This is a genomic window from Pseudomonadaceae bacterium SI-3 (genome assembly GCA_004010935.1).
GTDB lineage: Bacteria > Pseudomonadota > Gammaproteobacteria > Pseudomonadales > Pseudomonadaceae > Stutzerimonas.
The window spans coordinates 965,910-989,525 of the sequence record CP026511.1 but is presented as its reverse complement, the minus strand read 5'-3'; the positions used below and the strand labels follow the sequence as shown (position 1 = coordinate 989,525).

At 57.5% G+C, this 23,616-nt stretch carries 27 protein-coding genes and 4 pseudogenes; 17 read left to right on the top strand and 14 right to left on the bottom strand.

From position 1 onward, the window contains the following. Nucleotides 1-3: 3 nt before the first annotated feature. Entirely contained in the window at nucleotides 4-741 is a 738-nt protein-coding gene (locus C1896_04760; GenBank protein ID AZZ44276.1) for a hypothetical protein, read from the bottom strand. 47 nt (nucleotides 742-788) lie between these two features. Next, complete coding sequence (locus tag C1896_04755) at nucleotides 789-1,148, bottom strand: hypothetical protein (GenBank protein AZZ44275.1); 360 nt, start codon at nucleotides 1,146-1,148, stop codon at nucleotides 789-791. 118 nt (nucleotides 1,149-1,266) lie between these two features. On the opposite strand from C1896_04755, the gene C1896_04750 reads away from it, so the two are divergent. Genes C1896_04750 through C1896_04735 form a run of 4 tightly spaced genes read left to right on the top strand, consistent with a single transcriptional unit; the run spans nucleotide 1,267 to nucleotide 3,854 of the window. After that, on the top strand, nucleotides 1,267-1,554 hold the full coding sequence (locus C1896_04750; GenBank protein AZZ44274.1) for a metal resistance protein: 288 nt from the start codon (nucleotides 1,267-1,269) through the stop codon (nucleotides 1,552-1,554). 9 nt (nucleotides 1,555-1,563) lie between these two features. Continuing rightward, nucleotides 1,564-2,697, top strand: a complete 1,134-nt coding sequence (locus C1896_04745) for a nickel/cobalt efflux protein RcnA (GenBank protein AZZ44273.1) — start codon at nucleotides 1,564-1,566, stop codon at nucleotides 2,695-2,697. A gap of 3 nt (nucleotides 2,698-2,700) precedes the next feature. Further along, on the top strand, nucleotides 2,701-3,141 hold the full coding sequence (locus C1896_04740; GenBank protein ID AZZ44272.1) for a DedA family protein: 441 nt from the start codon (nucleotides 2,701-2,703) through the stop codon (nucleotides 3,139-3,141). Continuing rightward, nucleotides 3,129-3,854, top strand: coding sequence for a conjugal transfer protein TraX (locus C1896_04735; protein AZZ44271.1), 726 nt, complete (start codon nucleotides 3,129-3,131; stop codon nucleotides 3,852-3,854). Before C1896_04740 ends, C1896_04735 begins: the two co-directional genes overlap by 13 nt. Before the next feature lie 36 nt (nucleotides 3,855-3,890). Here C1896_04735 and C1896_04730 read toward each other — a convergent pair whose 3' ends face one another. The 5 genes from C1896_04730 to C1896_04710 form a co-directional block, all read right to left on the bottom strand. Next, entirely contained in the window at nucleotides 3,891-4,217 is a 327-nt protein-coding gene (locus tag C1896_04730) for a sulfurtransferase (GenBank protein ID AZZ44270.1), read from the bottom strand. Nucleotides 4,218-4,227: 10 nt separating this feature from the next. Beyond that, complete coding sequence (locus C1896_04725) at nucleotides 4,228-5,592, bottom strand: chromate transporter (GenBank protein ID AZZ44269.1); 1,365 nt, start codon at nucleotides 5,590-5,592, stop codon at nucleotides 4,228-4,230. Beyond that, nucleotides 5,585-6,529, bottom strand: coding sequence for a chromate resistance protein (locus C1896_04720; protein ID AZZ44268.1), 945 nt, complete (start codon nucleotides 6,527-6,529; stop codon nucleotides 5,585-5,587). Before C1896_04720 ends, C1896_04725 begins: the two co-directional genes overlap by 8 nt. A gap of 152 nt (nucleotides 6,530-6,681) precedes the next feature. After that, the gene (locus tag C1896_04715) at nucleotides 6,682-7,302 is read right to left on the bottom strand and encodes an integrase (protein ID AZZ44267.1); all 621 of its coding nucleotides are present in this window, start codon (nucleotides 7,300-7,302) and stop codon (nucleotides 6,682-6,684) included. A 96-nt stretch (nucleotides 7,303-7,398) separates the two neighbouring features. Next, nucleotides 7,399-8,313 (bottom strand): LysR family transcriptional regulator, encoded by a 915-nt coding sequence (locus tag C1896_04710; GenBank protein ID AZZ44266.1) that lies wholly within the window; start codon nucleotides 8,311-8,313, stop codon nucleotides 7,399-7,401. Nucleotides 8,314-8,457: 144 nt separating this feature from the next. On the opposite strand from C1896_04710, the gene C1896_04705 reads away from it, so the two are divergent. After that, complete coding sequence (locus C1896_04705; GenBank protein ID AZZ47532.1) at nucleotides 8,458-9,201, top strand: SDR family NAD(P)-dependent oxidoreductase; 744 nt, start codon at nucleotides 8,458-8,460, stop codon at nucleotides 9,199-9,201. A 284-nt stretch (nucleotides 9,202-9,485) separates the two neighbouring features. Then, nucleotides 9,486-10,711, top strand: a protein-coding gene (locus C1896_04700; GenBank protein AZZ44265.1) for a transposase whose coding sequence is annotated in 2 segments (ribosomal slippage) — nucleotides 9,486-9,837 and nucleotides 9,837-10,711 — 1,227 coding nt in all. Because the reading frame shifts where the segments join, the coding sequence is not laid out codon by codon here. A 232-nt stretch (nucleotides 10,712-10,943) separates the two neighbouring features. On the opposite strand, the gene C1896_04695 is transcribed toward C1896_04700, so the two are convergent. From C1896_04695 to C1896_04680, 4 genes are all read right to left on the bottom strand, one after another. Beyond that, the gene (locus C1896_04695) at nucleotides 10,944-11,963 is read right to left on the bottom strand and encodes a zinc-binding alcohol dehydrogenase family protein (protein AZZ44264.1); all 1,020 of its coding nucleotides are present in this window, start codon (nucleotides 11,961-11,963) and stop codon (nucleotides 10,944-10,946) included. 10 nt (nucleotides 11,964-11,973) lie between these two features. Next, nucleotides 11,974-12,267 carry an antibiotic biosynthesis monooxygenase gene (locus C1896_04690; GenBank protein ID AZZ44263.1) on the bottom strand — a complete coding sequence of 98 codons (294 nt, stop codon included), beginning with the start codon at nucleotides 12,265-12,267 and terminating at the stop codon, nucleotides 11,974-11,976. A 98-nt stretch (nucleotides 12,268-12,365) separates the two neighbouring features. Next, on the bottom strand, nucleotides 12,366-13,355 hold the full coding sequence (locus C1896_04685; protein AZZ44262.1) for an alcohol dehydrogenase: 990 nt from the start codon (nucleotides 13,353-13,355) through the stop codon (nucleotides 12,366-12,368). Between the two features lie 126 nt (nucleotides 13,356-13,481). Then, a complete protein-coding gene (locus C1896_04680; GenBank protein ID AZZ44261.1) occupies nucleotides 13,482-14,573 on the bottom strand; it encodes an NADH:flavin oxidoreductase/NADH oxidase in 1,092 nt (363 codons plus the stop codon). A gap of 68 nt (nucleotides 14,574-14,641) precedes the next feature. On the opposite strand from C1896_04680, the gene C1896_04675 reads away from it, so the two are divergent. From C1896_04675 to C1896_04655, 5 genes and pseudogenes are all read left to right on the top strand, one after another. Next, nucleotides 14,642-14,959, top strand: a complete 318-nt coding sequence (locus C1896_04675) for an ArsR family transcriptional regulator (GenBank protein ID AZZ44260.1) — start codon at nucleotides 14,642-14,644, stop codon at nucleotides 14,957-14,959. Nucleotides 14,960-15,065: 106 nt separating this feature from the next. Next, the gene (locus tag C1896_04670) at nucleotides 15,066-15,296 is read left to right on the top strand and encodes a DUF4113 domain-containing protein (protein ID AZZ47531.1); all 231 of its coding nucleotides are present in this window, start codon (nucleotides 15,066-15,068) and stop codon (nucleotides 15,294-15,296) included. 211 nt (nucleotides 15,297-15,507) lie between these two features. Further along, nucleotides 15,508-15,969 carry a hypothetical protein gene (locus tag C1896_04665; protein ID AZZ44259.1) on the top strand — a complete coding sequence of 154 codons (462 nt, stop codon included), beginning with the start codon at nucleotides 15,508-15,510 and terminating at the stop codon, nucleotides 15,967-15,969. Nucleotides 15,970-16,004: 35 nt separating this feature from the next. Next, complete coding sequence (locus C1896_04660; GenBank protein AZZ44258.1) at nucleotides 16,005-16,412, top strand: hypothetical protein; 408 nt, start codon at nucleotides 16,005-16,007, stop codon at nucleotides 16,410-16,412. A 286-nt stretch (nucleotides 16,413-16,698) separates the two neighbouring features. Beyond that, nucleotides 16,699-17,019 (top strand): annotated as a pseudogene (locus C1896_04655) (resolvase). A gap of 2 nt (nucleotides 17,020-17,021) precedes the next feature. Here C1896_04655 and C1896_04650 read toward each other — a convergent pair. After that, a pseudogene (locus C1896_04650) lies at nucleotides 17,022-17,653 on the bottom strand (IS3 family transposase). A gap of 262 nt (nucleotides 17,654-17,915) precedes the next feature. Here C1896_04650 and C1896_04645 point away from each other — a divergent pair. Further along, on the top strand, nucleotides 17,916-19,055 hold the full coding sequence (locus C1896_04645) for an aldehyde dehydrogenase (GenBank protein ID AZZ44257.1): 1,140 nt from the start codon (nucleotides 17,916-17,918) through the stop codon (nucleotides 19,053-19,055). 128 nt (nucleotides 19,056-19,183) lie between these two features. Continuing rightward, nucleotides 19,184-19,645 (top strand): annotated as a pseudogene (locus C1896_04640) (IS4 family transposase). 193 nt (nucleotides 19,646-19,838) lie between these two features. Here C1896_04640 and C1896_04635 read toward each other — a convergent pair. Both C1896_04635 and C1896_04630 read right to left on the bottom strand, forming a co-directional pair. Next, complete coding sequence (locus C1896_04635; GenBank protein AZZ44256.1) at nucleotides 19,839-20,144, bottom strand: 4-methylmuconolactone methylisomerase; 306 nt, start codon at nucleotides 20,142-20,144, stop codon at nucleotides 19,839-19,841. Between the two features lie 12 nt (nucleotides 20,145-20,156). After that, nucleotides 20,157-20,357, bottom strand: coding sequence for a hypothetical protein (locus C1896_04630; GenBank protein AZZ44255.1), 201 nt, complete (start codon nucleotides 20,355-20,357; stop codon nucleotides 20,157-20,159). Nucleotides 20,358-20,501: 144 nt separating this feature from the next. On the opposite strand from C1896_04630, the pseudogene C1896_04625 reads away from it, so the two are divergent. The 4 genes and pseudogenes from C1896_04625 (at nucleotide 20,502) to C1896_04610 (ending at nucleotide 23,411) form a co-directional block, all read left to right on the top strand. Next, nucleotides 20,502-20,704, top strand: a pseudogene (locus tag C1896_04625) (aldehyde dehydrogenase). A gap of 88 nt (nucleotides 20,705-20,792) precedes the next feature. Then, nucleotides 20,793-21,917: an alkene reductase gene (locus tag C1896_04620; protein ID AZZ44254.1), complete on the top strand. Its 1,125-nt coding sequence runs from the start codon at nucleotides 20,793-20,795 to the stop codon at nucleotides 21,915-21,917. Nucleotides 21,918-21,983: 66 nt separating this feature from the next. After that, nucleotides 21,984-22,967: an LLM class flavin-dependent oxidoreductase gene (locus tag C1896_04615; protein AZZ44253.1), complete on the top strand. Its 984-nt coding sequence runs from the start codon at nucleotides 21,984-21,986 to the stop codon at nucleotides 22,965-22,967. Between the two features lie 138 nt (nucleotides 22,968-23,105). Beyond that, the gene (locus C1896_04610; protein ID AZZ44252.1) at nucleotides 23,106-23,411 is read left to right on the top strand and encodes a transcriptional regulator; all 306 of its coding nucleotides are present in this window, start codon (nucleotides 23,106-23,108) and stop codon (nucleotides 23,409-23,411) included. The last annotated feature ends 205 nt before the right edge of the window (nucleotides 23,412-23,616 follow it).

Here is a 23,616-nt window from a genome sequence, read left to right as displayed (position 1 = left end):
TCCTTACTGAGAGACGATCAGGCCGGTGAGCTGGTAACCCATCAAGAGGAAACCGGCGCTCATCATGGCGACGTTTGCGGTATATGCATGGCGCCAGAAGCTGGCGGTGCGTCGCCAGTAGCCCATGACAATCAGGATGGCGCTCAGGGCCAGGAGCTGGCCGATTTCGACGCCGACGTTGAAGGCGATCAGGTTGGTGATCAGGCCATCTGCCGAGATCTCGTATTCCTGAATCTTGGTCGCCAGACCAAAGCCATGCAGCAGGCCGAAAATCAGCGTGGCCGCTTTGGTGTTCGGCTGATGGCCGAACCAGCGCTGGAATGCGCCCAGGTTATCCAGCGCCTTGTACACCACCGAGAAACCGATGATGGCGTCGATCACATAGGAGCTGATGCTGATTTCTGCCAGCACACCGAACAACAGCGTAACTGTGTGGCCCACGGCGAACAGGGTGACGTAGAGCCCAACATCCTTCAGGCGGTAGAGGAAGAAGATCACTCCGAAGAGGAACAGCAGGTGGTCGTAGCCGGTGATCATGTGCTTAGCGCCCATGTAGATAAACGGCAGCACCATCACCCCGGAGCTTTCCTGAATAAAGCCCTTGTCGCCCTCGGCAACGGCGTGGGCCAGCGCCTCAGGCATGCCTAGAAACAGCAATGCCGTGAAAAGCAGCAACAGTAGTAACGAGCGATTCGGACGCACGACAGATGAGTCCATTGCGCCCATAGATAGCGAATGCATGGTTGAGTCCTAAATTAAAGGGGGCTTGGGCCGCACAGCGGCCTGTGTCAGAGCACGAATGTGGCGCGCGGTGGCCGCTCGATCAGGAAGATCGGGCTTGGAGGAATGGAGTAGCGAGGGGCGAGTATCGGCTGCGCACGTTCTGGCAGCGTGCTTATTCTCAGCAGCGCGGTCAGATGCGGTGTTTCATGCAAGTGGTCGGCTGTCAGCGGCGAGTGGCAGTGATCCCCGTACGCAGCACAGGCCTGCGTCTCATCACCATGCGCATGCGAATGAGCACTGTCATTTCCACTCAAGGAAGGCTGGCTCGATCCCATAAACAGCGCAGAGGTATGCCCGGCCCAAGCCAGCAATATGGCGAGAGCAAGGGCAAAAATCACCTTGGTGCTAATGGGATTGCTGAGCATGTTGTGGTTCTTTCGATGCCTAAGCGAGTGGCTTTTATGGAGAGGTAGCCGGTTTGACCATATCCCCCCCAGGGGGATAGCATGGGAGCGTAATTCATCGACGCACGAGACTCAAGGCATGAGCGATCACGAACACGGCCACCAGCACCAAAGTCATGGCGACATCATCAAAAGGTTGAAGCGTGCGGAGGGCCACCTGCGCAGCATCGTCACCATGATTGAAGACAGCCGGGCCTGCGTCGACATTGCTCAGCAGCTACATGCCGTGGAAAAAGCCGTCTGCCAGGCCAAGCGTGTGCTTATCCAAGACCATATCGACCACTGTCTGGAACATACAGTCGAAGCACTTGCGGTAGGCGAGCGCGCTTCACTCGAAGACTTCAAGCAAATCACCAAGTACCTCTAGGCCCCTCCCATGTCGAGTTTCGCCGAATTGCTGCAACAGGGGGGCTCGCAGGCCTGGCTGTACTTCCCCAGCGCCATTCTGCTGGGTGCTTTGCACGGCTTGGAGCCTGGGCACTCGAAGACCATGATGGCGGCGTTTATCGTGGCCATTCGTGGCACGGTGAAGCAGGCCATTCTGCTAGGCCTTGCCGCAACGCTTTCGCACACCGCCGTAGTCTGGCTGGTGGCCATGGGCGGCATGTACCTGGGGCAGAATTTGGATGCCGAAACTACCGAGCCTTATTTCCAGCTAGCGTCCGCCGTAATCATTATCACCATCGCCCTGTGGATGCTCTGGCGCACCTGGCGTGGCGAGCAGATGTGGCGCTTCGAGGAAGGTGATGAGCATCAACACGACCATCACCACCACGATGAAACGCAGCGTATCGACACAGGGCACGGGCGTATCGAGCTGTCGATCTTCGAAGAAGGCGCCCCTCCGCGCTGGCGGCTGAAGACCTTGAGTGGTCATGCCTGGCCGGCTGCTGAAGTAAGCTTGCTGACGACTCGCCCCGATGGCCTGGCCCAGCAGTTTCGCTTCGTCGACCGGTGTGACTACCTAGAGTCACTGGACGATATTCCCGAGCCCCATGAGTTCACTGCGCGCCTGAGCCTCGGCCATGCTGATCACTCCCACGACTATGACCTGGAGTTCCGCGAGCAAAGCCACCGTCATGAGCATGATCATTCCGAGCTGGAGGGGCTAGAGCTGTCGCTGGAGGGCTACCAGGATGCCCATGAGCGAGCGCATGCCAACGACATCCGTAAACGCTTCAGCAATCGCAATGTCACCACCGGCCAGATCATCCTGTTCGGTCTGACTGGCGGACTGATTCCCTGCCCGGCAGCGATCACCGTGCTGCTGCTCTGCCTGCAAGTGAAAGAAGTCACCCTGGGTGCCGTCCTGGTGCTGTGTTTCAGCATCGGTCTGGCTATAACTCTGGTTACCGTTGGTGCAGCCGCTGCTATCGGCGCACGCCAGGCATCCAATCGTTGGCCCTGGCTGGGTGCTGTGGCCCGTCGCGCTCCTTACCTGTCCAGCCTACTGATCATTGGTGTGGGGGTTTACGTCGGCTTCCACGGCTGGATCGGCCTGAACGCCTAGCCGATGTGGGAGTTATCCGGTTATTTCGGCCTGTTCCTCGCTGCCTTCGGTGCTGCCACGTTGCTACCCATGCAGTCGGAGGCGGTGCTGGTCGGGTTGCTGCTGACTGACCGCTATGCGGTCTGGGCGCTGCTGGCGGTCGCCACCACGGGTAATGTACTGGGCTCGGTACTGAACTGGCTGCTGGGTCGCTCTATCGAGCGCTACAGACACAAGCGCTGGTTTCCCGTCAGCGAGGGCAAACTGGAAAAGGCTCAGCAGGCTTATCACCGCTTCGGTCGCTGGTCACTGCTGCTCAGTTGGGTGCCGATCATTGGTGATCCACTCACAGTCGTCGCGGGTGTCATGCGAGAACCCTTCTGGAGCTTTCTGTTGATCGTGATGCTGGCTAAGACCACTCGCTATCTGGCACTAGCTGCCATGACGCTTGGGTGGTTTGGGTGAGCCTGCAGAAGCGCGACACCAACCTGGATCTGATCAAGTGGCTGGCGATGCTGACCATGCTGCTGGATCACCTGCGCTACATCTGGCCTGACAACGGATGGTTGTTCATCGTTGGGCGCTTAGCCTTTCCAATGTTCTGCCTGGGGATCGCCGCCAATGTCGCGCGCTCGCAAACAGGTGAGCTGTATTCCGATAACAACGTTCGCTACATGTGCTGGATGACTGCGTTTGCAGTGATCTCGGAGTTGCCCTATCGCCTGCTTTCTAACGACAGCAGCACGCTCAACGTTATGCCTTCGCTGCTGTTGGGCCTGCTTATCACCTGGGGAGCACATCACCGTGGTCGCGACGGTTTGATCCTGGCTCTGGCCGGCGTGACTGTCGCGGTGCTGATGCAAGAGCGCCTGATGTACGGCGTTTTCGGCGCACTGCTGCCGGCAGCGTTGCTGCTGGCCATTCAGCGCCCAGGGCTTGTGTGGCTATTGCCTGCCGCACTGTGCGTACTGGCCAATAGTCGCAACCGCTGGCTCGCCGAGTGGGAATTGCAGCCCTATACCTTGCTGATCGTGATCACTGCGTTTGTCGCACCCTTGCTTGGGTTGTGGCTGCTGCGCCGACTGCGCCAGTTCAGGGTCTGGCCGGTCAAGCGCTGGGGTTATTGGTTCTACCCCGGGCATCTGGCCGTACTACACATGATCCGCTCGCTCGGCTAGTGCCAGCGACTATCGCGTCATATCGGCGGAGATCCACTACCTCGATATGCTACGGGTGGGCCGGCCAGCGCCGTACCAGCCAGCAAAGCCATCGATCAAGAAGCGAGCATCCAGGCCCATGGCCTCCAATGTGGCGGCGATGCCCTGGCTGATTTCACGCCCCTTGGCGCAATAGACAATCACTGGCCTGTCCCGTGAAACCTGATCTTTCCAGGTGAAGACAGCCTCGGGATCACGCCAGTGTGCGTCGGGAATTTCTTCGGCATCGGCAAGCCGCACGCTCGTACGGCGCACATCCAGCAAAGTGAACGCCCGATCTGCTGCCTGCCATTCCGCCAGTTCGCATATCGAGATTCTGCTCATCTTCTACCTCTCAGTTTTGCAGCAGGTGTACCACCAGTCCGGCCAAAGCACAGGCCATCAGCACTTGGATGACACCGCGTTTAAAGTGAAACAAGGCTACCGCTGCCGCCAGGGCAATTAGCGCCGAAGGCCAGTCGAAAGCCCCCTCGAAGCCTTGCGGCCAGAGCACGTGATAACCAAAGAACAGCGCCAGATTGAGGATTACCCCGACCACGGCGGCGGTGATGGCCGTCAGCGGCGCGGTGAACTTCAGTTCGTTGTGGGTCGATTCCACCAGCGGGCCGCCCGCAAGAATGAACAGGAAGGACGGCAGGAAGGTGAACCAGGTGACCAGGCTGGCGGCCACGACACCGGCCAAGAAGGCCTGATCGACACCGAATACCTGCTGCACGTAGCCACCGACAAAACCGACGAAGGCCACCACCATGATCAGTGGCCCTGGCGTAGTTTCACCCAGAGCCAGACCGTCGATCATCTGTGTCGGGGTCAGCCAGCCGTAGTGGCCGACTGCACCCTGGTAGACATAGGGTAGTACCGCATAGGCACCGCCGAAGGTCAGCAGTGCGGCCTTGGTGAAGAACCAGCCCATCTGCGTCAGCGTGCCTTCCCAGCCGAATAGAGCGGTCAACAGCCCCATGGGCAACGCCCACAGCGTTGCACCTATCGCTGCCAGCAAGAGCAGTCGTGGCCAGCGGAAGCGCGCATGTTCCGGTGTCGGGGTTTCATCATCAATCAGCGCTGGGCCGTAAGACTGCTTGGCCGCGCCATGACCACCGCCGATGCTGAACTTCTCTGGGACGAAACGCCCACCGAAATAACCGATCACTGCGGCCACCAGCACGATCAGCGGGAACGGCAGGTTGAGGGCGAATATCGCCACAAACGAGGCGGCAGCTATCGCCCACAGCCAGTTGTTCTTCAGGGCACGGGAGCCGATGCGATGAGCGGCCTGCACCACGATGGCGGTCACGGCGGGCTTGATCCCATAGAACAGTCCGGCCACCACCGGCACATCACCGAAAGCGATATAGACCCACGACAGCGCGATCAGGATAAACAGCGAGGGCAGCACAAACAGCACCCCGGCAATCACACCACCCCAGGTGCGGTGCATCAGCCAGCCGATATAGGTGGCCAGTTGCTGGGCCTCCGGGCCGGGCAGCAGCATGCAGTAGTTCAGCGCATGCAGAAAACGCCGCTCAGAGATCCAGCGCCGACGCTCCACCAGCTCCTGGTGCATGATCGAGATCTGTCCGGCTGGGCCGCCGAAACTGATGAAACCGAGCTTGAGCCAGAACAGAAAAGCCTGGAACAAACTGACAGGCTCGGCACGTGGCAGATCCTGCTCTACAGGCGGCAGTGTGGTTTCATTCATCAGGGGTCTCTTCTTTCACAAATGCCGCCAGCAACCCATCGAAGATGGCGCAAGCAGCCGTTAGCAACTGGTCGTCATTGAGGATGGTTTCGCGCAGCCCGGCCAATACACGCTCGATGCCAACAGCCTCAGCGGGTTGAACGCCACCGACATCCAGGTAATGCACCAGAGCCGCGATGCGGCTTAGGCCTGGCTCGACCAGTGCAAAGCTGGCTTGCAGGGTTTCGAAGGTGACGCGACTGCCGACATGGCTAAAGGTCGCACCGTCGAAATCGAAGCCCAGCGCGTCAGCAGGGCAATCATTCGGTGTGTCCAACCAGAGAATGCGGGCTCTCGGATCGATGCAGCGCCGAATCAGCCAGGCACTGGCCAGGCGGTCGACCCAGGGCCGCTTGCGCGTAGCCCAGAGGCGGCCCTGGTAGTCGCGGCGATCCAGCTGTTCGATAGGCTGATCCTGACTGCTCGGCTCATCCCGCGAAAGTGCCCGACTGATGGCCGTTTCAAGTGTTTTGAGGGCCGTGTCGGTCTGTTTCCGCGCTGCCGCAGGGAAGAAGTCGATGGCCGCAAGCTGCGCAAATGCCTTGCGCAGCTTGCGTACCTGCTTGGTGCTAGTGAGGGCGTTATCCGAAGTCAGTTGAGCCTGGCACGCCTCGATCTCGACGCGCAGCTTGGCGTAGTCCTCGCTACGGTCGAACAACTCGATAAAGCGCTCGCCTTGCGGATCATTGATGGGCAACAGAAAGGCCGTGCCATTGCTACCCAGCACGTCGCGCTCAACAGCTTCCAACGCTTCCCGGCAGGCGGGAGTATCAGGCAGCAAATAGACACCATCGCGCAGTACCGCTGCGCCACTGCTCTTGAGGGCACGCCAGGCACGCATCCGCTCTGTGGCGTTAGCGGTCGGCAAGGCGATGATCAGAGATAGCCAACTATTCATGTAGAGTAGAATACCTATTAGGTAGTAATCTTTACTCTATTCTTGCTCTGGGTGATTGTGAAGCACTAAATAGTTGGCCGATGATTGCCCGTTACGACTGGTCGCTTTTGGCCGGTTAGCGACGGCCTGACTTCGACCGTCGCTATACATGGTCAAACCTCGGTCTGCTCTGCCATTTCCAAGGCGTCGTCGACCTCAATCCCAAGATATCGAACGGTGCTCTCCAGCTTCGTATGGCCAAGCAGAAGTTGAACGGCCCGCAAGTTCTTTGTCCTGCGATAGATCAGTGATGCCTTTGTACGTCTCATTGTGTGAGTGCCATACATGGCCGGATCAAGGCCAATGGCTTGCACCCAGCCTTTGACGATACGAGCGTATTGACGAGTGGATAGATGGTCTGAGGTGTGCAGCCTGCTCGGGAAAAGGCAGTCCTGGCTACGGAGCTGGGCTTGGTGTATCCAGGCCGCGAGAGCAGACCGTGTTTGCTCAGTAATTTCGAACTGCACTGGTCGCTTCGTTTTCTGCTGCATAACCATTGCTCGTGATGACACATGCTCGCCATGAGCAACGTCGCATACACGGAGCTTAGTTAAGTCGCAGGCTCGAAGCTTGCTGTCGATGGCCAGATCGAACAGAGCCAGATCCCGGGTTCGTTCTGCAAGCTGAAGCCTTACTCGGATGGCCCAGATATCTCTCAGCCGGAGCGGGGTTTTCTGTCCGACCAACTTTCCTTTGTTCCAGGGCCGGCGGGTGCAGGTAGCAGTGATGTTCATGGCAAGTCCTCCACATGTGGGAGGCCAAGCATGGCTAGCCAGAAAAATGGTCGCTAACCGGCCAATAGCGGACGATTGGCTGGCAGGTATGCATCGCTATGTCCCCAGGCCTTGGGGAAATAGCTTGGGGTTTGAGAAAGCCTGCTTAAGGTGGTCGTACACCAATCGCACCCGCTTCGATACAGGACCCTGCTGCGGGCGGTATATGAACAGATCCCATGGCGCTGGAGCGAGATCAGCCAAAACAGCAACCAGCTTTCCTGACCGCAGATGAGGCTCAGCCAGATAGGCAGGAATTTGGCCAAAACACATGCCTGCCAGGGTGGCTTCCAATTCCGTATCTGGATCATCACAGATAAGCGCTGGCTGCCTGGGCGTGAACGTTTGCCCGTCGGCAAATAGCCAAGGCCAAGGGCGGCCATTTTTCCGGTCGATCAGGACTGAAAGTGGCAGCTTAGCTAAGGCATCCAAAGATTCAGGTGGTGTCTTTTGGCCTATGAGAGACGGGCACGCGACAACGTAAAACGGCACGGGAGCTAAGGCACGTGCAACGTAGCGCCGGTCGCGAATAACCCCCACCCTGATACCAATATCGATATGCGCCTCAACAGCATCAGTCATCTGATCTTCCAAGCGGAGATCGAATTGCAGGTCAGGATGTGCAGCGGCCAGGGGCTGAAGAAACGGTATCAGGAAGCGCCTGCCAATAGCATGTGGAGCCGTAATCCCCACCCTACCTGACAGCTCAGGCTCCGTCCTGTGCGACCGGAATAGCGTATCGAAATGATCCAGAGCTGACCTGGCATCTTTGGCGTAATCCTGACCGAAAGCAGTGATGCTCACCTGGCGGGTATTGCGGTGGAACAGTGATTCGCCAAGCTCAGTTTCCAGGGCTTGAATGGCTCGAGTCACCCCTTGTGGGGAGATGCCTAATCGAGTTGCCGCTTGGCGGAAGCTACCTGCCTCTGCTGCTGTGCAAAAAATCCTAACCATCTCCATGCGGTTAAGCATGTTGCCCCTCTCATTTATTCCATTTTCAGGAATAGCATAATCTAATCATTTCCATTTATTGAGATCAATCATGGGTCTAAAGTTTGCGCACTGCCAGGTTAACCAGCCATGGCGAAGTACAAACCCGCCGATGAGGTTCTCAGCATGAGCAATAACATTTCTGGAAAAGTTGTCGTTATCACCGGTGCCAGTAGCGGCCTGGGTGAGGTTACTGCGCGCCACCTTGCTGCGCTTGGCGCTCGCGTAGTGCTGGCTGCACGTCGCAAAGATAAACTCGACGCATTGGTGGCTGAGCTGACCAATGCAGGTGGTCAGGCAATCGCGTATCAGACCGATGTTACCTCTCAGGAAGAGGTCAAAACGCTCATTCAAGGTGCCGTGGACACCTACGGTCGCATTGATGTACTGGTCAACAATGCCGGACTGATGGCGATTGCACCGCTCAGCGATGCTCGCACTGACGAGTGGGATCGCATGATCGATATCAACATCAAGGGTCTGCTGTACGGAGTCGCGGCTGCATTGCCAGTCTTCCAGAAACAAAACAGTGGTCACTTCATCAACATCGCATCGGTTGCAGGCCTGAAGGTGTTTAGCCCAGGTGGCACCGTGTACAGCGGCACCAAGTTTGCTGTGCGGGCTATCTCCGAAGGACTGCGTCACGAAGTCGGTGGCAGCATCCGCACCACGACTATCGAACCGGGCGCCGTGGACTCCGAACTGAAATTCGGCAGCACCCACCAACAGAGCCGCGATTTCGTGGTGGACTTCTACAAGCATGCAATTCCCGCCGAATCGGTCGCTCGAGCTATCGCCTTCGCAATTGAGCAGCCTGCTGACGTGGATATTAACGAGATCGTTCTGCGCCCAACCGTGCAGGAATTCTAATGAGTTTAGGGCCTGCCGCTTCGGCGTCAGGCCCCGCTTATATGGAGTGAAAAGCTGTGAGCAACGTAACTGAATCGCTTTCGAGTGGGGGACTGATGAAGGCCTTGCGCCTAGACAGCTATGACGCGAGCACCCTGCTTGAAGTCGAAGTCGCAAAGCCTTCGCCACAACAAGGGCAGGTACTGGTAAAGATTAAAGCCAGCGGCGTTAACCCAATCGATGAACGAGCCCCCTGAAAGACAGGACACCGTTTCCCCCTTACGATAAGGGATAGGCAAACGGTTATGTTTATGACTAATAGCAACGATAAGAGTGGGGAGCTTTTGGGTCGGGAGCGGCGGCGCCGCTGGAGCCCTGAGCAAAAGCTGACCATGGTTCGAGAGAGCCTTGAGCCCGGGCAGAGCGTTTCGTTGGTGGCTCGGCGTAACGGCATCAATGCCAACCAACTATTCCTGTGGCGCAAGCTTTACCAAGACGGCAGTTTGTCGGCGGTCAGTGCTGGCGAAGCCGTGGTACCTGCCTCCGAGCTGAGCGATGCGCTCAAGCAGATCCGTGAACTGCAACGGATGCTGGGCAAGAAAACGATGGAAGCAGAAATCCTCAAAGAGGCCGTGGAGATCGCCCGGTCGCGAAAATGGATTGCGCACTCACCCTTGTTGCCGGGGGACGACCAGTGAAGCTGGTCAGCGAATGTCTCGGTGTGGCGCGCTCGCAATTAACGGTTCGAATCAAGCAATCGGCATCCCCCAAAGTACGGCGGAGCAGGCCTGTGAACGATGCTGATCTGGTAGTTGAAATCCAGCAACAGGTCAGCGAACTTCCCAGCTACGGCTACCGCCGCGTCTGGGGATTGCTGCGTCGCGCCCGTGAAACCCAGTCGCTACCGGCGATCAATGTGAAGCGGGTTTACCGGGTCATGCGTGATCACAACTTGCTGCTTGAGCGCCGCATCAAACAGCCCGGTGTGCCGCGTCGGCACGAAGGCCGTATTGCGGTGGAAGCCAGCGATACGCGTTGGTGCTCGGACGGCTTTGAGTTCCGTTGCAAGGACGGCGCCAAACTGAGCGTGACCTTCGCCCTGGATTGCTGTGATCGCGAAGCCATCGGCTGGGTCGCGAGCCCGACCGGGTACAGCGGCGATGATATCCGCGATTTGATGCTGGAAAGCGTGGAGAAGCGCTTTGGTGATCAACTGCCCGCCACGCCGGTGCAATGGCTAAGCGACAACGGCTCGGCGTACACCGCCGAACAGACACGCCTGTTTGCTCGACAGATCGGCTTGCAGCCGGTGACCACCCCAGTTCGCAGCCCGCAAAGCAACGGCATGGCTGAGAGCTTCGTGAAGACGATCAAGCGTGACTACGTGGCGCACATGCCCAAACCGGATCGAGAAACGGCGCTGCGCAACCTGGCAATTGCCTTCGAGCATTACAACGAGCAGCATCCGCACAGCGCTTTGAAATACCGCTCGCCGAGGGAGTTCAGGCGCTTGGCAGCAGCATCAATTTAACGGGGAGTTGGTGTCCGGTTTTGTAGGGGCAAGTCCAGGCATAGCCGGTAGCGTTGTTCATATGGGGTTCCTATTAGTTGGACGTTTCGGATGAAGTCGTTGACGGCTGGGTGATGGTCTTGCGAGACGATCTCAATAGGAGGCATTTCAAGGCGCTCACTGAATCGCTCATGGGCGCTACTCTTGAATCCAGCATTGGCTACCTACCGCATGAGCCGGTAGCCAGATACCGTCAGAAGCCCTCCAGAACGATCTTGCCCTTTGCCTTGCCGCTCTCCAGCAAGGCATGGGCGCGACGTAGGTTTTCGGCGCTGATACGCCCGTAGTTTTCGCCAACGGTGGTGCGCAACACACCCGCATCGATCTGGCGGGCCACTTCATTGAGGATGTTGTGCTGCTCCTGCATGTCCTCGGTCTCGTACAGCGAGCGCGTGTACATCAGCTCCCAGTGCAGCGACAGGCTCTTGCGTTTGAGCGGTACGACGTCCAGCGTGGCCGGGTCATCGATCAGGCCCAACCTGCCCTGTGGCTTCAGTGACTCGATGATCTGCTCGTAATGCCGATCGGTCTGCGTCAGGCTTGCGACGTAGCTGACCTGCGGAAGGCCGATGCGCTTGAGCTCTTCGCTCAGTGGTTTGGTGTGATCGATCACGTAATGGGCGCCGAGTTCGGTGACCCAGGCCTGGGTTTCAGGGCGCGAAGCCGTACCAATGACGGTCAGGCCGGTCAACTGACGCGCCAGCTGAGTCATGATTGAACCCACCCCGCCTGCAGCGCCAATGATCAGCAGCGTTTCGCCACGGTCGGTGGTGTCGCGCGCTACGCCGAGGCGATCAAATAGCAATTCCCAAGCGGTCAGAGACGTCAGGGGAAGCGCCGCGGCCTGGGCGAACTCCAGCGACTGTGGCATCGATCCGACAATGCGCTCGTCTACCAGCTGCAACTCACTGTTGCTGCCCGGGCGGATCAGCGACCCGGCGTACCACACCTTGTCACCGGGCTTGAACAGCGTTACGTCGGAACCGACCGACTTGACCACGCCGGCAGCGTCCCAACCGAGGATGCGCGGCTGTGTTTCGTCTGTATGCGGCACGTAGCCCTGGCGGACTTTGGTATCGACCGGGTTGACCGATACGGCCTTGACTTCTACCAGCAGGTCGCGCGGCCCCGGCACTGGCTCGGGTAGATCGATCTCCACGAGGGCGTCAGGGTTCTCAACAGGCAGGCATTTGAAGTGTGCAATCGCTTTCATTCGGAGCTCCTCAGGAGACGCGGTACATTTTCATGACGGAGAATTTTTCGGCGGCGCGCTCGATAACCGGCAGCGCTGCCTGGAAATGCGGGGTGGCCTCGTGCGCAGTCAGCGCCGCTTCGTCTCGCCACTGCTCAACCATATGGAAGGTGCGAGGCTGTTCTGCATCTTTATGAAAGTCGTATTGGATGCAGTCCGCTTCGGCGCGACTTGGGCCTTGCAGATCCTGCAGCGTCTGCTGGAGCTCATCTTCGGAGCCGGCCTTGGCGACCAATGTGGCAACCAGTGTGAGTGGGGTGGTCATCGAACCTCCTGTCTGTGCATGTGTGAAAGACGCATCGAACTGGCATGGGCTTACCGAAGGTGACCCTACCGGCCATGCCGCGAAGACCTGAACGTGGTTTACAGCGTTACAACAATCTTGCCCACCTGGGCATTCGATTCCATGTACCGGTGAGCCTCGGCCATCTCGTCGAAGCTGAATGTACGGTCGATCACCGGACGCAGCTGTCCAGAGGCGAGCCCTTCATTGATGAAGTGCTTGGCCCGTTCGAGTTTTTCTCGATTCTGGGTGATCTCGAACAGCTGATAACCGCGCAGCGTCAGATGCTTGCCGAGCAGGTCCATGACCGACACAGGGATATCCCGAGTGTCCAAAGCGCCGTACTGGAAGAAGATGCCGTGGTTCGCTAGCGCCTTGAGCACCAAGGCCACTTCGGGTCCGCCAACGGGATCGAAGGCCATGCGAGCGCCTTTGCCATGAGTCACCGTCATGACCTCAGCCACCATGTCCTGCTCCTGGGTCGCGATGACTGCCGCCGCCCCCGCTTGAAGCAAGGCTTCGCGCTTGTCGCTGGTGCGGGTCAGCGCCACAGGAACGGCGCCCACCATGTTCGCAATCTGGATAGCGGCAAGCCCCACGCTGCTGGACGCCGCACGGATTAGCACCGTCTCGCCGGCCTGCAGCCCACCAAGCTCGATCAATGCGCCATAGGCGGTGACAAACTTCATCCAGGTCGCTGCTGCCTCCGTGAAAGAGAGCACTTCCGGGTGTTTGACCACCGCGTGAGCCGGCGCGTTGACCAATTCACCGTACAAGCCGTATTCGTCAAAGGAGAACGCGGGCACTACGCTGACCGCATCGCCAACAGCGAAGCCGACCACACCGGGACCCACTGCAGATACGGTCCCAGCCGCTTCATAGCCCAGCATGGCGGGAAACGTCGGTTCGATGACGTACTGGCCTGTGCGGTACATCACTTCAGCCCGGTTGATGCCGAGCGCCCTGACGTTGATTTGAACCTCGTTCGCGCCGGGAGCCGGCACGTCGATCTCGTCGATCTGGAGAACCTCCGGTCCACCGGTGCGATGAAAGCGTATGACGCGAGACATAGCGTAATCCTCAGCTATCTATCGGAAGGGCCGAGCCATGAGCGGCCCAGCCAGGTAGCCACCAGCGCACATCGGCGCTGAGGCAGCGGGCGATTAGGCCATGACGGCCGTCTTCGCCCCGACGGATCACTTGTAGCGTTCAAGCCAGTGGGCATAGGGAGCCGGCAAGGTCCAGGACGCACGCTCTACGCCCAGCTCTTGGGCGGCAAGATAGGACCAATTTGGATTGGCCAGATGTGCTCGCCCAATCATCGCCAAGTCCAGGTGACCGCTCTTGACCGCTTCTTCGGCAACGCTTGGCGTGCCGAAGCCCCATGCCGAAGCCACTGGTATCCCCGCCTCACGCTTCACGCGCTGGGCAACTTCGCCCATGAAGCCAGGCGCCCAGGGAATGTTGGTTTCAGCGATGGTGAAACCAATGCTGACGCTCAGCAGATCCAGGCCACCATCTTTGAAGCGACGTGTCAGTTCGATAGCCTCGGTCAGCGTCTGTTCGTCCCGGCCGTCGTATTCGATAACCCCTAGACGAGCGGTTAGCGGCAGGTGCTCCGGCCAAACCTCACGAACAGCCGCCAGCGTTTCAAGCAGGAAGCGGCTACGGTTGTCGAAACTGCCGCCGTAGGCGTCATCGCGATGGTTGGAGTGTTCGGAAAGGAACGACTGGGCCAGATAACCATGGGCGAAATGCAGCTCCAGCCACTCGAAGCCAGCGTCACGCGCACGGCGAGCGGCTGCGACGAAATCCTCACGCACACGGGCAATGTCTTCCAGCGTCATGGCTTGCGGCTGCTTGGCCAGGTGACCGCCAAAAGCTATGGCCGATGGAGCGATGGTCTGCCAGCCACGGGCGTCATCTTCAGCGATGTGGTCATCGCCTTCCCATGGACGGTTTGCGCTTGCCTTGCGACCGGCGTGGGCGATCTGCAGGCCGGGGACCGAGCCGGCTGCCTTGATCGACTGCACCACCGGTACGAAGGCCTGGGCCAGCTCATCGTTCCAAATACCCGCACAGCCAGGAGTGATCCGCCCTTCTGGCGCTACAGCGGTTGCTTCGACAATCACCAACCCCGCCCCGCCACGCGCAAGGGAGGCGTAGTGAACACTGTGCCACTCGTTGATCAGGCCATCGTTTGACGAGTACATGCACATAGGGGGAATCGCAATACGGTTGCGAAGCGTGACGTCTTTAAGCGTGAAGGGTTGGAACAGCGCAGACATTGGTTTCTCCGAGGGTTGTCTATTACGTTAATTCGATAGTATTCGAACTATGGAGATAGAGCAAACCCGTGTATGCTTCGTTCATGCGCCCCTACAAACACCCTCCCGTCACTGAAATCGTCCTCGAGCGTCTGCTATACGCCTTGAGCGATCCTGTGCGCCTGGAGATCGTCCGACGCCTTGCCGAACTGGGCGAAGCCAGCTGTGGCGAATTGGACGGTGGCCGACCAAAGTCCACCATGTCCCATCACTTCAGGGTGCTGCGAGATGCCGGGTTGGTCCAAACCCAAACCATCGGCACGACCCATATGAACTCGTTGCGCAGGGATGATTTGAACAATCGATTTCCTGGTTTGCTCGAGACGATCTTATCTCAGCGCGGCTAAGGCTGGCTTGAGAGTCAATTCATCGAGGAAGACGCTGAAGACGGCCTGCTTCGAAACCCTGGGCTCCAGTGAGCTCAGGGACTACCTCGCCGCTGACTGCGGAAGCATGACTAGTCCCGACGTAAACGCCTTCACCGACGACCTGTTCGCCTCCAGTCAGCCAGCTAATTCGGAGAAGGTGATGGCCGTGCTTGATTCGATCAACGCCAAATGGGGACGGGGAACGTTGCGACCTGGTGTGGTACCAGCAGCCCCCGCCTGGAGCATGCGTCGCGAGCTGATGAGCCAGAGTTTCACGACGCGAGTAGATCAATTGTGGCGGGTATCCGCGCGGTAGCCGGCATCGCGCGCCTGCTGTGCTGCTTCTCCTGGAAGGGAAAGGGCCTGGCTGCGGTAATGGATTGCTGATCCGGGCCGTGCTTGTGCCCCTCTACGCACCCGAGCTTGCAATAGATGATCCGTCTCCAAGGCGGTATGCGATCTTACCCATGCCTTGGGTTATTTGGGGTTCAGGAGATGCTGAAACCAACTAAACCGAGGAGCTAGCCATGAACCTGTTTACGCACATTGCCAATCTCATCACCTCTGTCGTCCGGCCAGAAAAAGCGGCATTCACCACGGTCATCTATCCCAGCCAGGGAAAAGCGGTCGTGGTGCATGACGGCCTTGGTATTCGCCAGGAACGTTGGTGGTATCAGGTCGATTCGCTGGAAGATGGGGACACGAGTACGTCGTTCGACAGCATCCTGCAGGATCACACTAACTGGGCTGATTCATTTGACCCGGTAGGCCAGACCCAAGCCGAGGATACTTTCTCAGCTTTCTCATCGACCCACTTCGAACCCATGGAAACCTTCTGGCTCAATCCCGCCAACGGAATGCCCATGCTCGACAGCTGTTTCGATGTCATGGGTAACGCATTCGGCACGGACACGATGACTGACAGCCTGTCGTTTGATCACGGCATAAGCAGCTTCGGAGACAGTTTTTCGTCCTTCGGTTTCGACTAACGGGCAGTCGCCACAGCACTCAGAGGAGTTTGATCATGTCGCCACTTGCACTGGTTGTTAGCTTCATCCTCACATTCGCCATCGGAATTTCCTGGCTGGCCCTGACCCTCGACGCACGCATTGGGCGCAGCAGGCTCGTCCGGCAGATTCCATTGCCACTGGACGTCCCAGCTTCTGGCTATCGTCACAATCCACAATCCCGACTCCGACCAGTATTGGCGGTAACAGGCTGCATGCTGCTACTTCTTTCCGGAATGAGTGCCGCCATCCTCGGCAGACTGGCCACCATGCAACCGGCAGAAGCGGCAGCGGTGTTCTTCGCTTATCCGCTGCTGAAAAGCCTCTGGGGGCAAATCGTGGGCGTGGGGCCAATCGTCTGCGTCGTCATGGCCGTACCCGGAACCTACTGCATCTGTTTCGGGCTCAGGAGCGACAAATGGTGAAGCTACCGTTGCCGTTTGACCTCCACTGCGGCAACAGGCTCATGCTCGAGATGGCGTTAACTTCCAAAATCACCGTCGCGTTGCCAACGGACCTCCGCTACGGCAACGACTCCGGCCCATCGCAGACCAAAAAGTAATCAATCTACGCTAGCGTTTTTAGAGGTATGCCTCAACTGATACGGAAAAGGCGCGGCAGATTCGTCCTTGCCGCTCTATAACTAACACCCAAACTGTAACGATGTTTCTGCAACGCCCAAATTGAAACAGCACGCATAGGGATCAAGAAATGTTTGTCCGTGCCTACCTTCGGGCCTCTACTGCCGAACAAGACGCTGCCCGAGCCCGTTCCGTCCTGGAGGAGTTTGCTGCCGATCATGGCAAGGCCATTGCCGCGCAATACATTGAGAACGCATCTGGTACTCGTGCTGATCGCCCCGAGTTGGTGCGCCTGCTGGCCGATTCCCACCCGGGGGATGTACTGCTGGTGGAATCTATCGACCGACTGTCCCGCCTGCCGGCTGAAGACTGGTCGAAGCTCAAGGCCGCCATCGACGGAAAAGGGCTGCGAATCGTGGCTCTAGATCTCCCAACCAGCCACCAAAGCATGGGAATGTCAGGCCGCTCAACAGTGGCGTTTTTGTACGCATGAGAACCTGGCTGCTTACTGATCAAACCCTGCTCCTTCATCAGGCCCCTGACCTTGAAGCGACCTACTTTGACGCCCTCATCCTTGAGCATGGCAACGATACTGCGGCTGCCAGCTGAACTACGGCTTTGACTGAAAAGTTCGCTAATACGGCTGCGTAAACCCACCCGCCGAACATCAATGCGACGGCGCCGAGCCATATGGGCGTAGTAACAGGAACGAGGCAGTTCAAACACTGAACACAGCAGTTGAACTGGGTAGCGTGCTGCTAACTGCCGAATCGACTTCAACGTCTGCGCCCGTGCTCCTCGGCCATCAAGAGCGCAGTGGCCTCCTTTAAGATTTTCTTCTCAAGCTCCAGCCGGTTGATGCGGGCTTGAAGCTCCTGAATAGTCTGCTGCTCAGGCGTAAGCGCTTTGGCTGTGGGGGTGATGCCACCGCGCTCCAACTGCAACTGGTTGACCCAGCGCCGCAGTGCGGTCTCACCTACATCAAGGGATTTGGCTGCCTCAGGACAGCTGTAACCCTGGTCGAGCACTAGACTGGCTGCTTCGCGCTTAAACTCGGGGGTGAAAGTACGTCGTTGTCTGCTCATCGAACACCTCTGAATGGCGAGCATTCTCGCCCTAAAAGGGTGTCCAGGATTAGTAGACCACTACACGTAGCCATATTCCTTCTATGGCGTTCAACTGTCTAAGTTCGTCACGAGCTGCAAATTCAAGGACCGCCACGCGCGGGCGACGGCATCACCACTCGTCTGGTCATAGCTCGATTTGTGGAACATACGTTCGTAGATCTAAACAGATATCTCGTAAGCAGACGAAACCACCTCATCGTCGCTTGAACGGGAGAGTCTAATGAAAGCCATCGTTTACAACGGGCCACGCGACGTCAGCGTGCAAAATGTCCCAGACGCCAAGATCGAAAAACCTACCGACGCCGTAGTGCGCATCACCACTACCAATATCTGCGGCTCTGACCTGCACATGTACGAGGGCCGCACCTCGATGGAGACGGGACGTGTTTTCGGTCACGAGAACCTCGGGGAAGTCATCGAAGTCGGCGCCGGCGTAGATCGCATCAAGGTAGGTGATCGCGTCTGTTTGCCATTTAATATCGGCTGCGGTTTCTGCGAAAACTGTGAAAAAGGTTTGACCGGTTTCTGCCTCACGGCCAACCCCGGCAGTGCTGGTGCTGCTTACGGGTTTGCCGATATGGGCTCATACCAGGGTGGTCAAGCAGAACTGCTGCGTGTGCCATATGCGGACTTCAATTGCCTGGTGCTGCCAGAGGATGCGCAAGAGAAAGAAAACGACTACGTCATGCTGTCAGACATATTCCCCACCGGATGGCATGCCACTGAACTGGCTGGCCTGATGCCGGGTGAAAGCATCGCCATTTACGGTGCAGGGCCAGTGGGCCTGATGGCAGCTCATGCCGCGATGATCAAAGGCGCCTCGCAAGTGTTCGTGGTCGACAACCATCCGGATCGATTGAAATTGGCCGCGCAGATGGGGGCCACGCCAATCAACTCCCTGGAGAAAGAGGCGGTTGATCAGATCCTCAACCTGACTCACGGCAAAGGCACTGATCGAGGTTGTGAGTGTGTGGGGTACCAGTGCTGTGACAATCACGGCCATGAGGCCAATCACCTGACGATGAACAACCTGGTAGCTTCCACCAAGGCCACGGGTGGCATCGGCGTCGTCGGGGTGTTTGTTCCTCAGGATCCGGGCGCGAAAAATGAACTGGCGAAGGAAGGCAAAATGGCCTTCGATTTCGGCGCGTTCTGGTTCAAGGGCCAGCAGATACGCACCGGGCAAGCCAACGTCAAAGCCTATAACCGCAGGCTTGCGGAGCTGATCCATCACGACCGCGCCAAGCCTTCGCAGATCATCTCTCACAGCCTGAAATTGGCGGAAGGGCCCGATGCGTACAAGCATTTCGATGCGCGAGATGAGGGTTGGACAAAGGTCATTCTGAAGCCGGCAGCCTGATCGAACGGCTGTATGGATCTGACGCCCTGACGATATCGCCGGGCGTCAGCCCAAAGACCCGCCTACTCGCGCTTACAGTATGGCCGCTATGTATTTACCGACCACATACCACCTGTCGTCCGCTCGAAATGCGAGCGCGGTTGTTGCGCAAGATGATCAAGGGAAAAATGGTAAGCGTACTGACTTCGATGGTCGACCCGCTGCGCTTTCCGGGTGGGGAGATCGTCGACCTTTACAGTCAACGCTGGGAAATCGAGCTGGGCTATCGGGCGATCAAGCAGAGACTGCTGGGCGGCGAATATACCCTGAGAAGCAAGACGCCAGAGATGATCGCTCAAGAGCTATGGGGTGTGCTGCTGGGCTACAACCTTTTGCGCTACCAGATGGTACTGATGTCCAGGCAGTGTCCCGGTGTGTACCCCTGCGAAATGAGTTTCACTGCCTGCAGTTGGGCCATCTTGGGGTTGCTGCATGGCACGTCACTGAACCATCCCGGCAACTTGCCAGGATTTCTGAGAGATTTGCAGGCATCAGCCGCTCGATATGTTTTACCCCATCGGCGACCTGATCGATGGTTCCCACGCGCAGTCGTTGGACACGCTGTCAAATCGACACATAGACGGCACCTCGTGCGAATTGAGACTCGCACGGGTCCCCATGTTCATTGGGGAATCTGCCAGTGATTTACGTTAAATCAATAACCAGGGGTTCACTCGTAGATGAAAGCCCCTCCAGAATGAATGGAGGGGTGGCCTGATCGGAGATAACCGCTTCGAGCAGCTTTCAAACAAGTGTTTCAGTGACGAAGGGCTTGAGCTGGCCAATGAACGTTTTACCATGTTCGAACCAGGCTTTGCGCACTGCCGACTCGATATATCGTTGGTAGTCCTCCGGGCTTTGGAACCAGCATTCGCCAATCGCGTGAACCGGCCCTACATCCAGGTATGGCACATGGGTATCGGCAGGGTTTTCAGCCACCAACCTAACCTCATATTTAAACAGGCCAGGGATACCCTCACTCATCTGATAGTGACGCAAACATTCCTGGCGGAACATAGGCTTTACCAACAAGTAGACAATTCGGATCATCGCGAACATTCCTTATACATGCGTCTGAGGAGAAGAAGGTTGAAGTGCGGGCGTAGCGTCAACTTCGCTGTCATCCAGATCGTCAAGGTGAATACCTTTGTTGTCGGGCAATAGCATCAACGCAATCACGGCAATGGCATACCTGATGCAGCCAGCCTCCATGATGAAAAGCTCAAGGGAGCTGACTGCATAGGCAACCCTAGCGCGAAGCACGGCGCGCTCCCAGCTGATCCAGAAGTGAGCTGCAAGGGCGTGGAACCATGCGTACGTGCCGGAAGCGATATTAATATATTGACATATATGAATATCGAGAATAGCCTACCCATAACCGCGCTAGAAACCTCAGGAGGTACTCCCATGAAAGATTCCAGCGATACCCGTCCGAATCACCTTCCCGACAGCAGCTACGGCCTGTTTATTGACAACCAATGAGTTTCGGACGAATACGGTGAAGCCCTCGACATTATCAACCCCGCCAACGGAAAAATTCTCACCAACATCCCAACGCCACAGCTGCCGACGTCGCCCGCGCGGTGCAGGGCGCACAGCGCGCCTTCGTGACCTGCACCGCTCGGACTCTTCAGACCTCGTTGATCCATGTTTTTTCGACCTACGACATCGAATATTTCAGATATGCAGGTAAGCAAAATGACACAATCAGAACTTTTCAAAACGACTCAGCTGGGCCCATACACCCTCAAGAACCGTATCGTTCTGCCGCCACTGACGCGTTCGCGCAGCTCCCAACCCGGCAATATTGCGAACGACCTAATGGCCACATATTACCGTCAGCGCAGCGGTGCTGGCTTCATGGTGACCGAGGGCACACAGATCGAACCCCGAGGACAGGGTTATGCCTGGACACCTGGCATTCATAGCCCGGAACAGATACAAGGCTGGCGTAAGGTCACCGACGCTGTTCACGCCGAAGGGGGGGTGATCTTTGCTCAACTTTGGCATGTGGGCCGCGTGTCGCACACATCGCTGCAACCCGGTGGTGAAGCGCCCGTCGCGCCATCAGCCATCCGCGCGGACAACGTCAAGGTGTTCATCGAAACTGGCCCCGGCACGGGTACACTGGCCGACCCTTCGACCCCACGAGCCCTGTCCACCAAGGAGGTAAAGGAACTGGTTGAGCTCTACGCCCAAGCAGCCCGAAATGCTTTGGACGCAGGTTTTGACGGGGTGGAGCTTCACTGCGCGAACGGGTACCTGGTAAACCAGTTCATTTCGGCCCATACCAACCAGCGTGATGATGAATATGGCGGTTCGCTGCAGAACCGTCTTCGCTTCCTGCGCGAAATCACCCTCGCTGTTGCTGGTGTGGTCGGCAAGGAGCGCGTTGGCGTTCGCTTCGCCCCGCTGTTCGCGACCACAGACGAAGACCGCGTCTACCTTGGTCTGGTCGAAGAAGATCCTCATCAAACCTACATCGAGGCAGTGAAGATCCTCGAGGAAGTGGGCATTGCCTACCTGTCGCTCGCCGAAGCCGATTGGGAAAACGCACCCGAGCTGCCTGAGACGTTCCGGGAAGCTGTTCGTAAGACATTCAGCGGCAAGATTATCTATGCCGGCAAGTACACCGCTGAACGAGGAAATCGCGTGATAAAAGCTGGCTGGGGCGATCTGATCGCTTTTGGCCGCCCCTTCATTGCGAACCCCGACCTGCCCGCTCGTATCGCCAACAACTGGCCGCTTAACCCAGTTGATCCAAGCACCATGTACGGCGGTACCGATAAGGGCTACACCGACTACCCGACTTACAAATCCTAAACGCTCAATGCCACGCCCCATAACTCAGGGGCGTGGCTCAGCGATTGTTGACCGAGGAAGTTAAGCATGTACCAACCGAGCACGATCCCCTACCAAGAGCATAGGGGATTCAAACGAACCTTCAGGCAGGGTCATCTAAGCCTTGGGCTGTTCTTTCCCCTGGAGGCTTTCGAAGGTGATACACCGAGCATGCTAGATCAGGTCGCGCTGGCCAAACGTGCAGAGGCACTTGGTTTTTCGGCGCTCTGGTTTCGCGACGTCCCACTCAGGGACCCAAGCTTCGGCGATGTCGGCCAGGTTTTCGACCCTTGGGTGTATCTGGGCTACATGGCAGCCCATACAACAAAAATCGCACTAGGCACCGCCTCCATCGCCCTTACTCTGCGTAATCCCTTGCACACGGCAAAGGCCGCAGCGAGCATTGATCAGTTGAGCGGAGGTCGCTTGCTCCTGGGAGTAGCCTCTGGCGATCGTCCCGTGGAGTTTCCCGCATTCAGCATTGATCCAGAACAGCGTGGCGAGACCTTTCAAGAAAACCTCAATGTGATACGCCAAGCCCATCGAACACACTTCGAGCCCATTCGCTGGAGTCACGGCGAGTTACTGGGGGCCGATCTCGTTCCCAAACCTACGACTCGGGAAATACCGCTATTCGTAACCGGACACAGCCGCCAGCCGCTCGATTGGATCGCGCGTGAAAGCCATGGATGGATCAACTATCCACGTCCGCCAAAAATGCAGCGACTCATCGTGGAAGATTGGCGACAGGAAACGGCTAAACAATGTGGCACTATCTACAAGCCGTTCTTGCAATCGCTGTATATCGACCTGGACGAACACCCATCCACGCCACCCTCGCCTATCCATCTAGGATTCCGACTGGGACGTAACCACCTGCGGGCCTTGCTGGATACACTTCAGGAAATCGGTGTAGATCACGTCATCCTGAACCTCAAGTATGGTAAACGCCCCGCAGCAGAGGTTATCGAGGAACTTGGCAAACATATCGTCCCGCAATTCGGCGCACAGGTGCCCGATAGTCCTACCTGACAGGGCAATAGGATTCCAGTCCAAACCAGCCCGTCATTGCGACGGGCAGGCGCGCAGAGATCATGGCGAAGCCTTCCAATTTGATGCGCGAATCAGGAAGATATCTAGATATCGAAAAAAACAGGTCTCAAAAAATTCATGACTATTGACGTCAACGAAGCCCTGAAAGCATTGGCGAACCCGACGCGCCTTGCCATCCTCAATTGGCTCAAGGATCCCAGGACAGTCTTTCCCGAGCAGGAAGTCGACCCAGAAACGGTAGGCGTGTGCGTCAGTATCATCCAAGAGCGCACGGGCCTCTCGCAGTCAACGACATCGCTTTATCTCGCAGCTCTACAGCGCGCGCAATTGGTGACATCGCAGCGGATCGGCCCCTGGACCTACTACAAACGCCACGATGAGAATATCGATGCCTTCTTCAAGGCGCTGCAAGAAAGAATCTAGGGCTGCACACCCTTGTATTTCTGACTGATTTCAGTCTTTGCCGATGTCAAAAACAGCAATCTGACCAAATAACGATCAGATCATCCGAAGCTTCGAGTGATCGAATAGCATTACCAGTGATGCGGTGCGCGGAAAAAACGCTCCTATAGCAAAACTGCCACTTGACAACGCTGAAACCAGGGCTGTACACGCAAAAGACAGCACA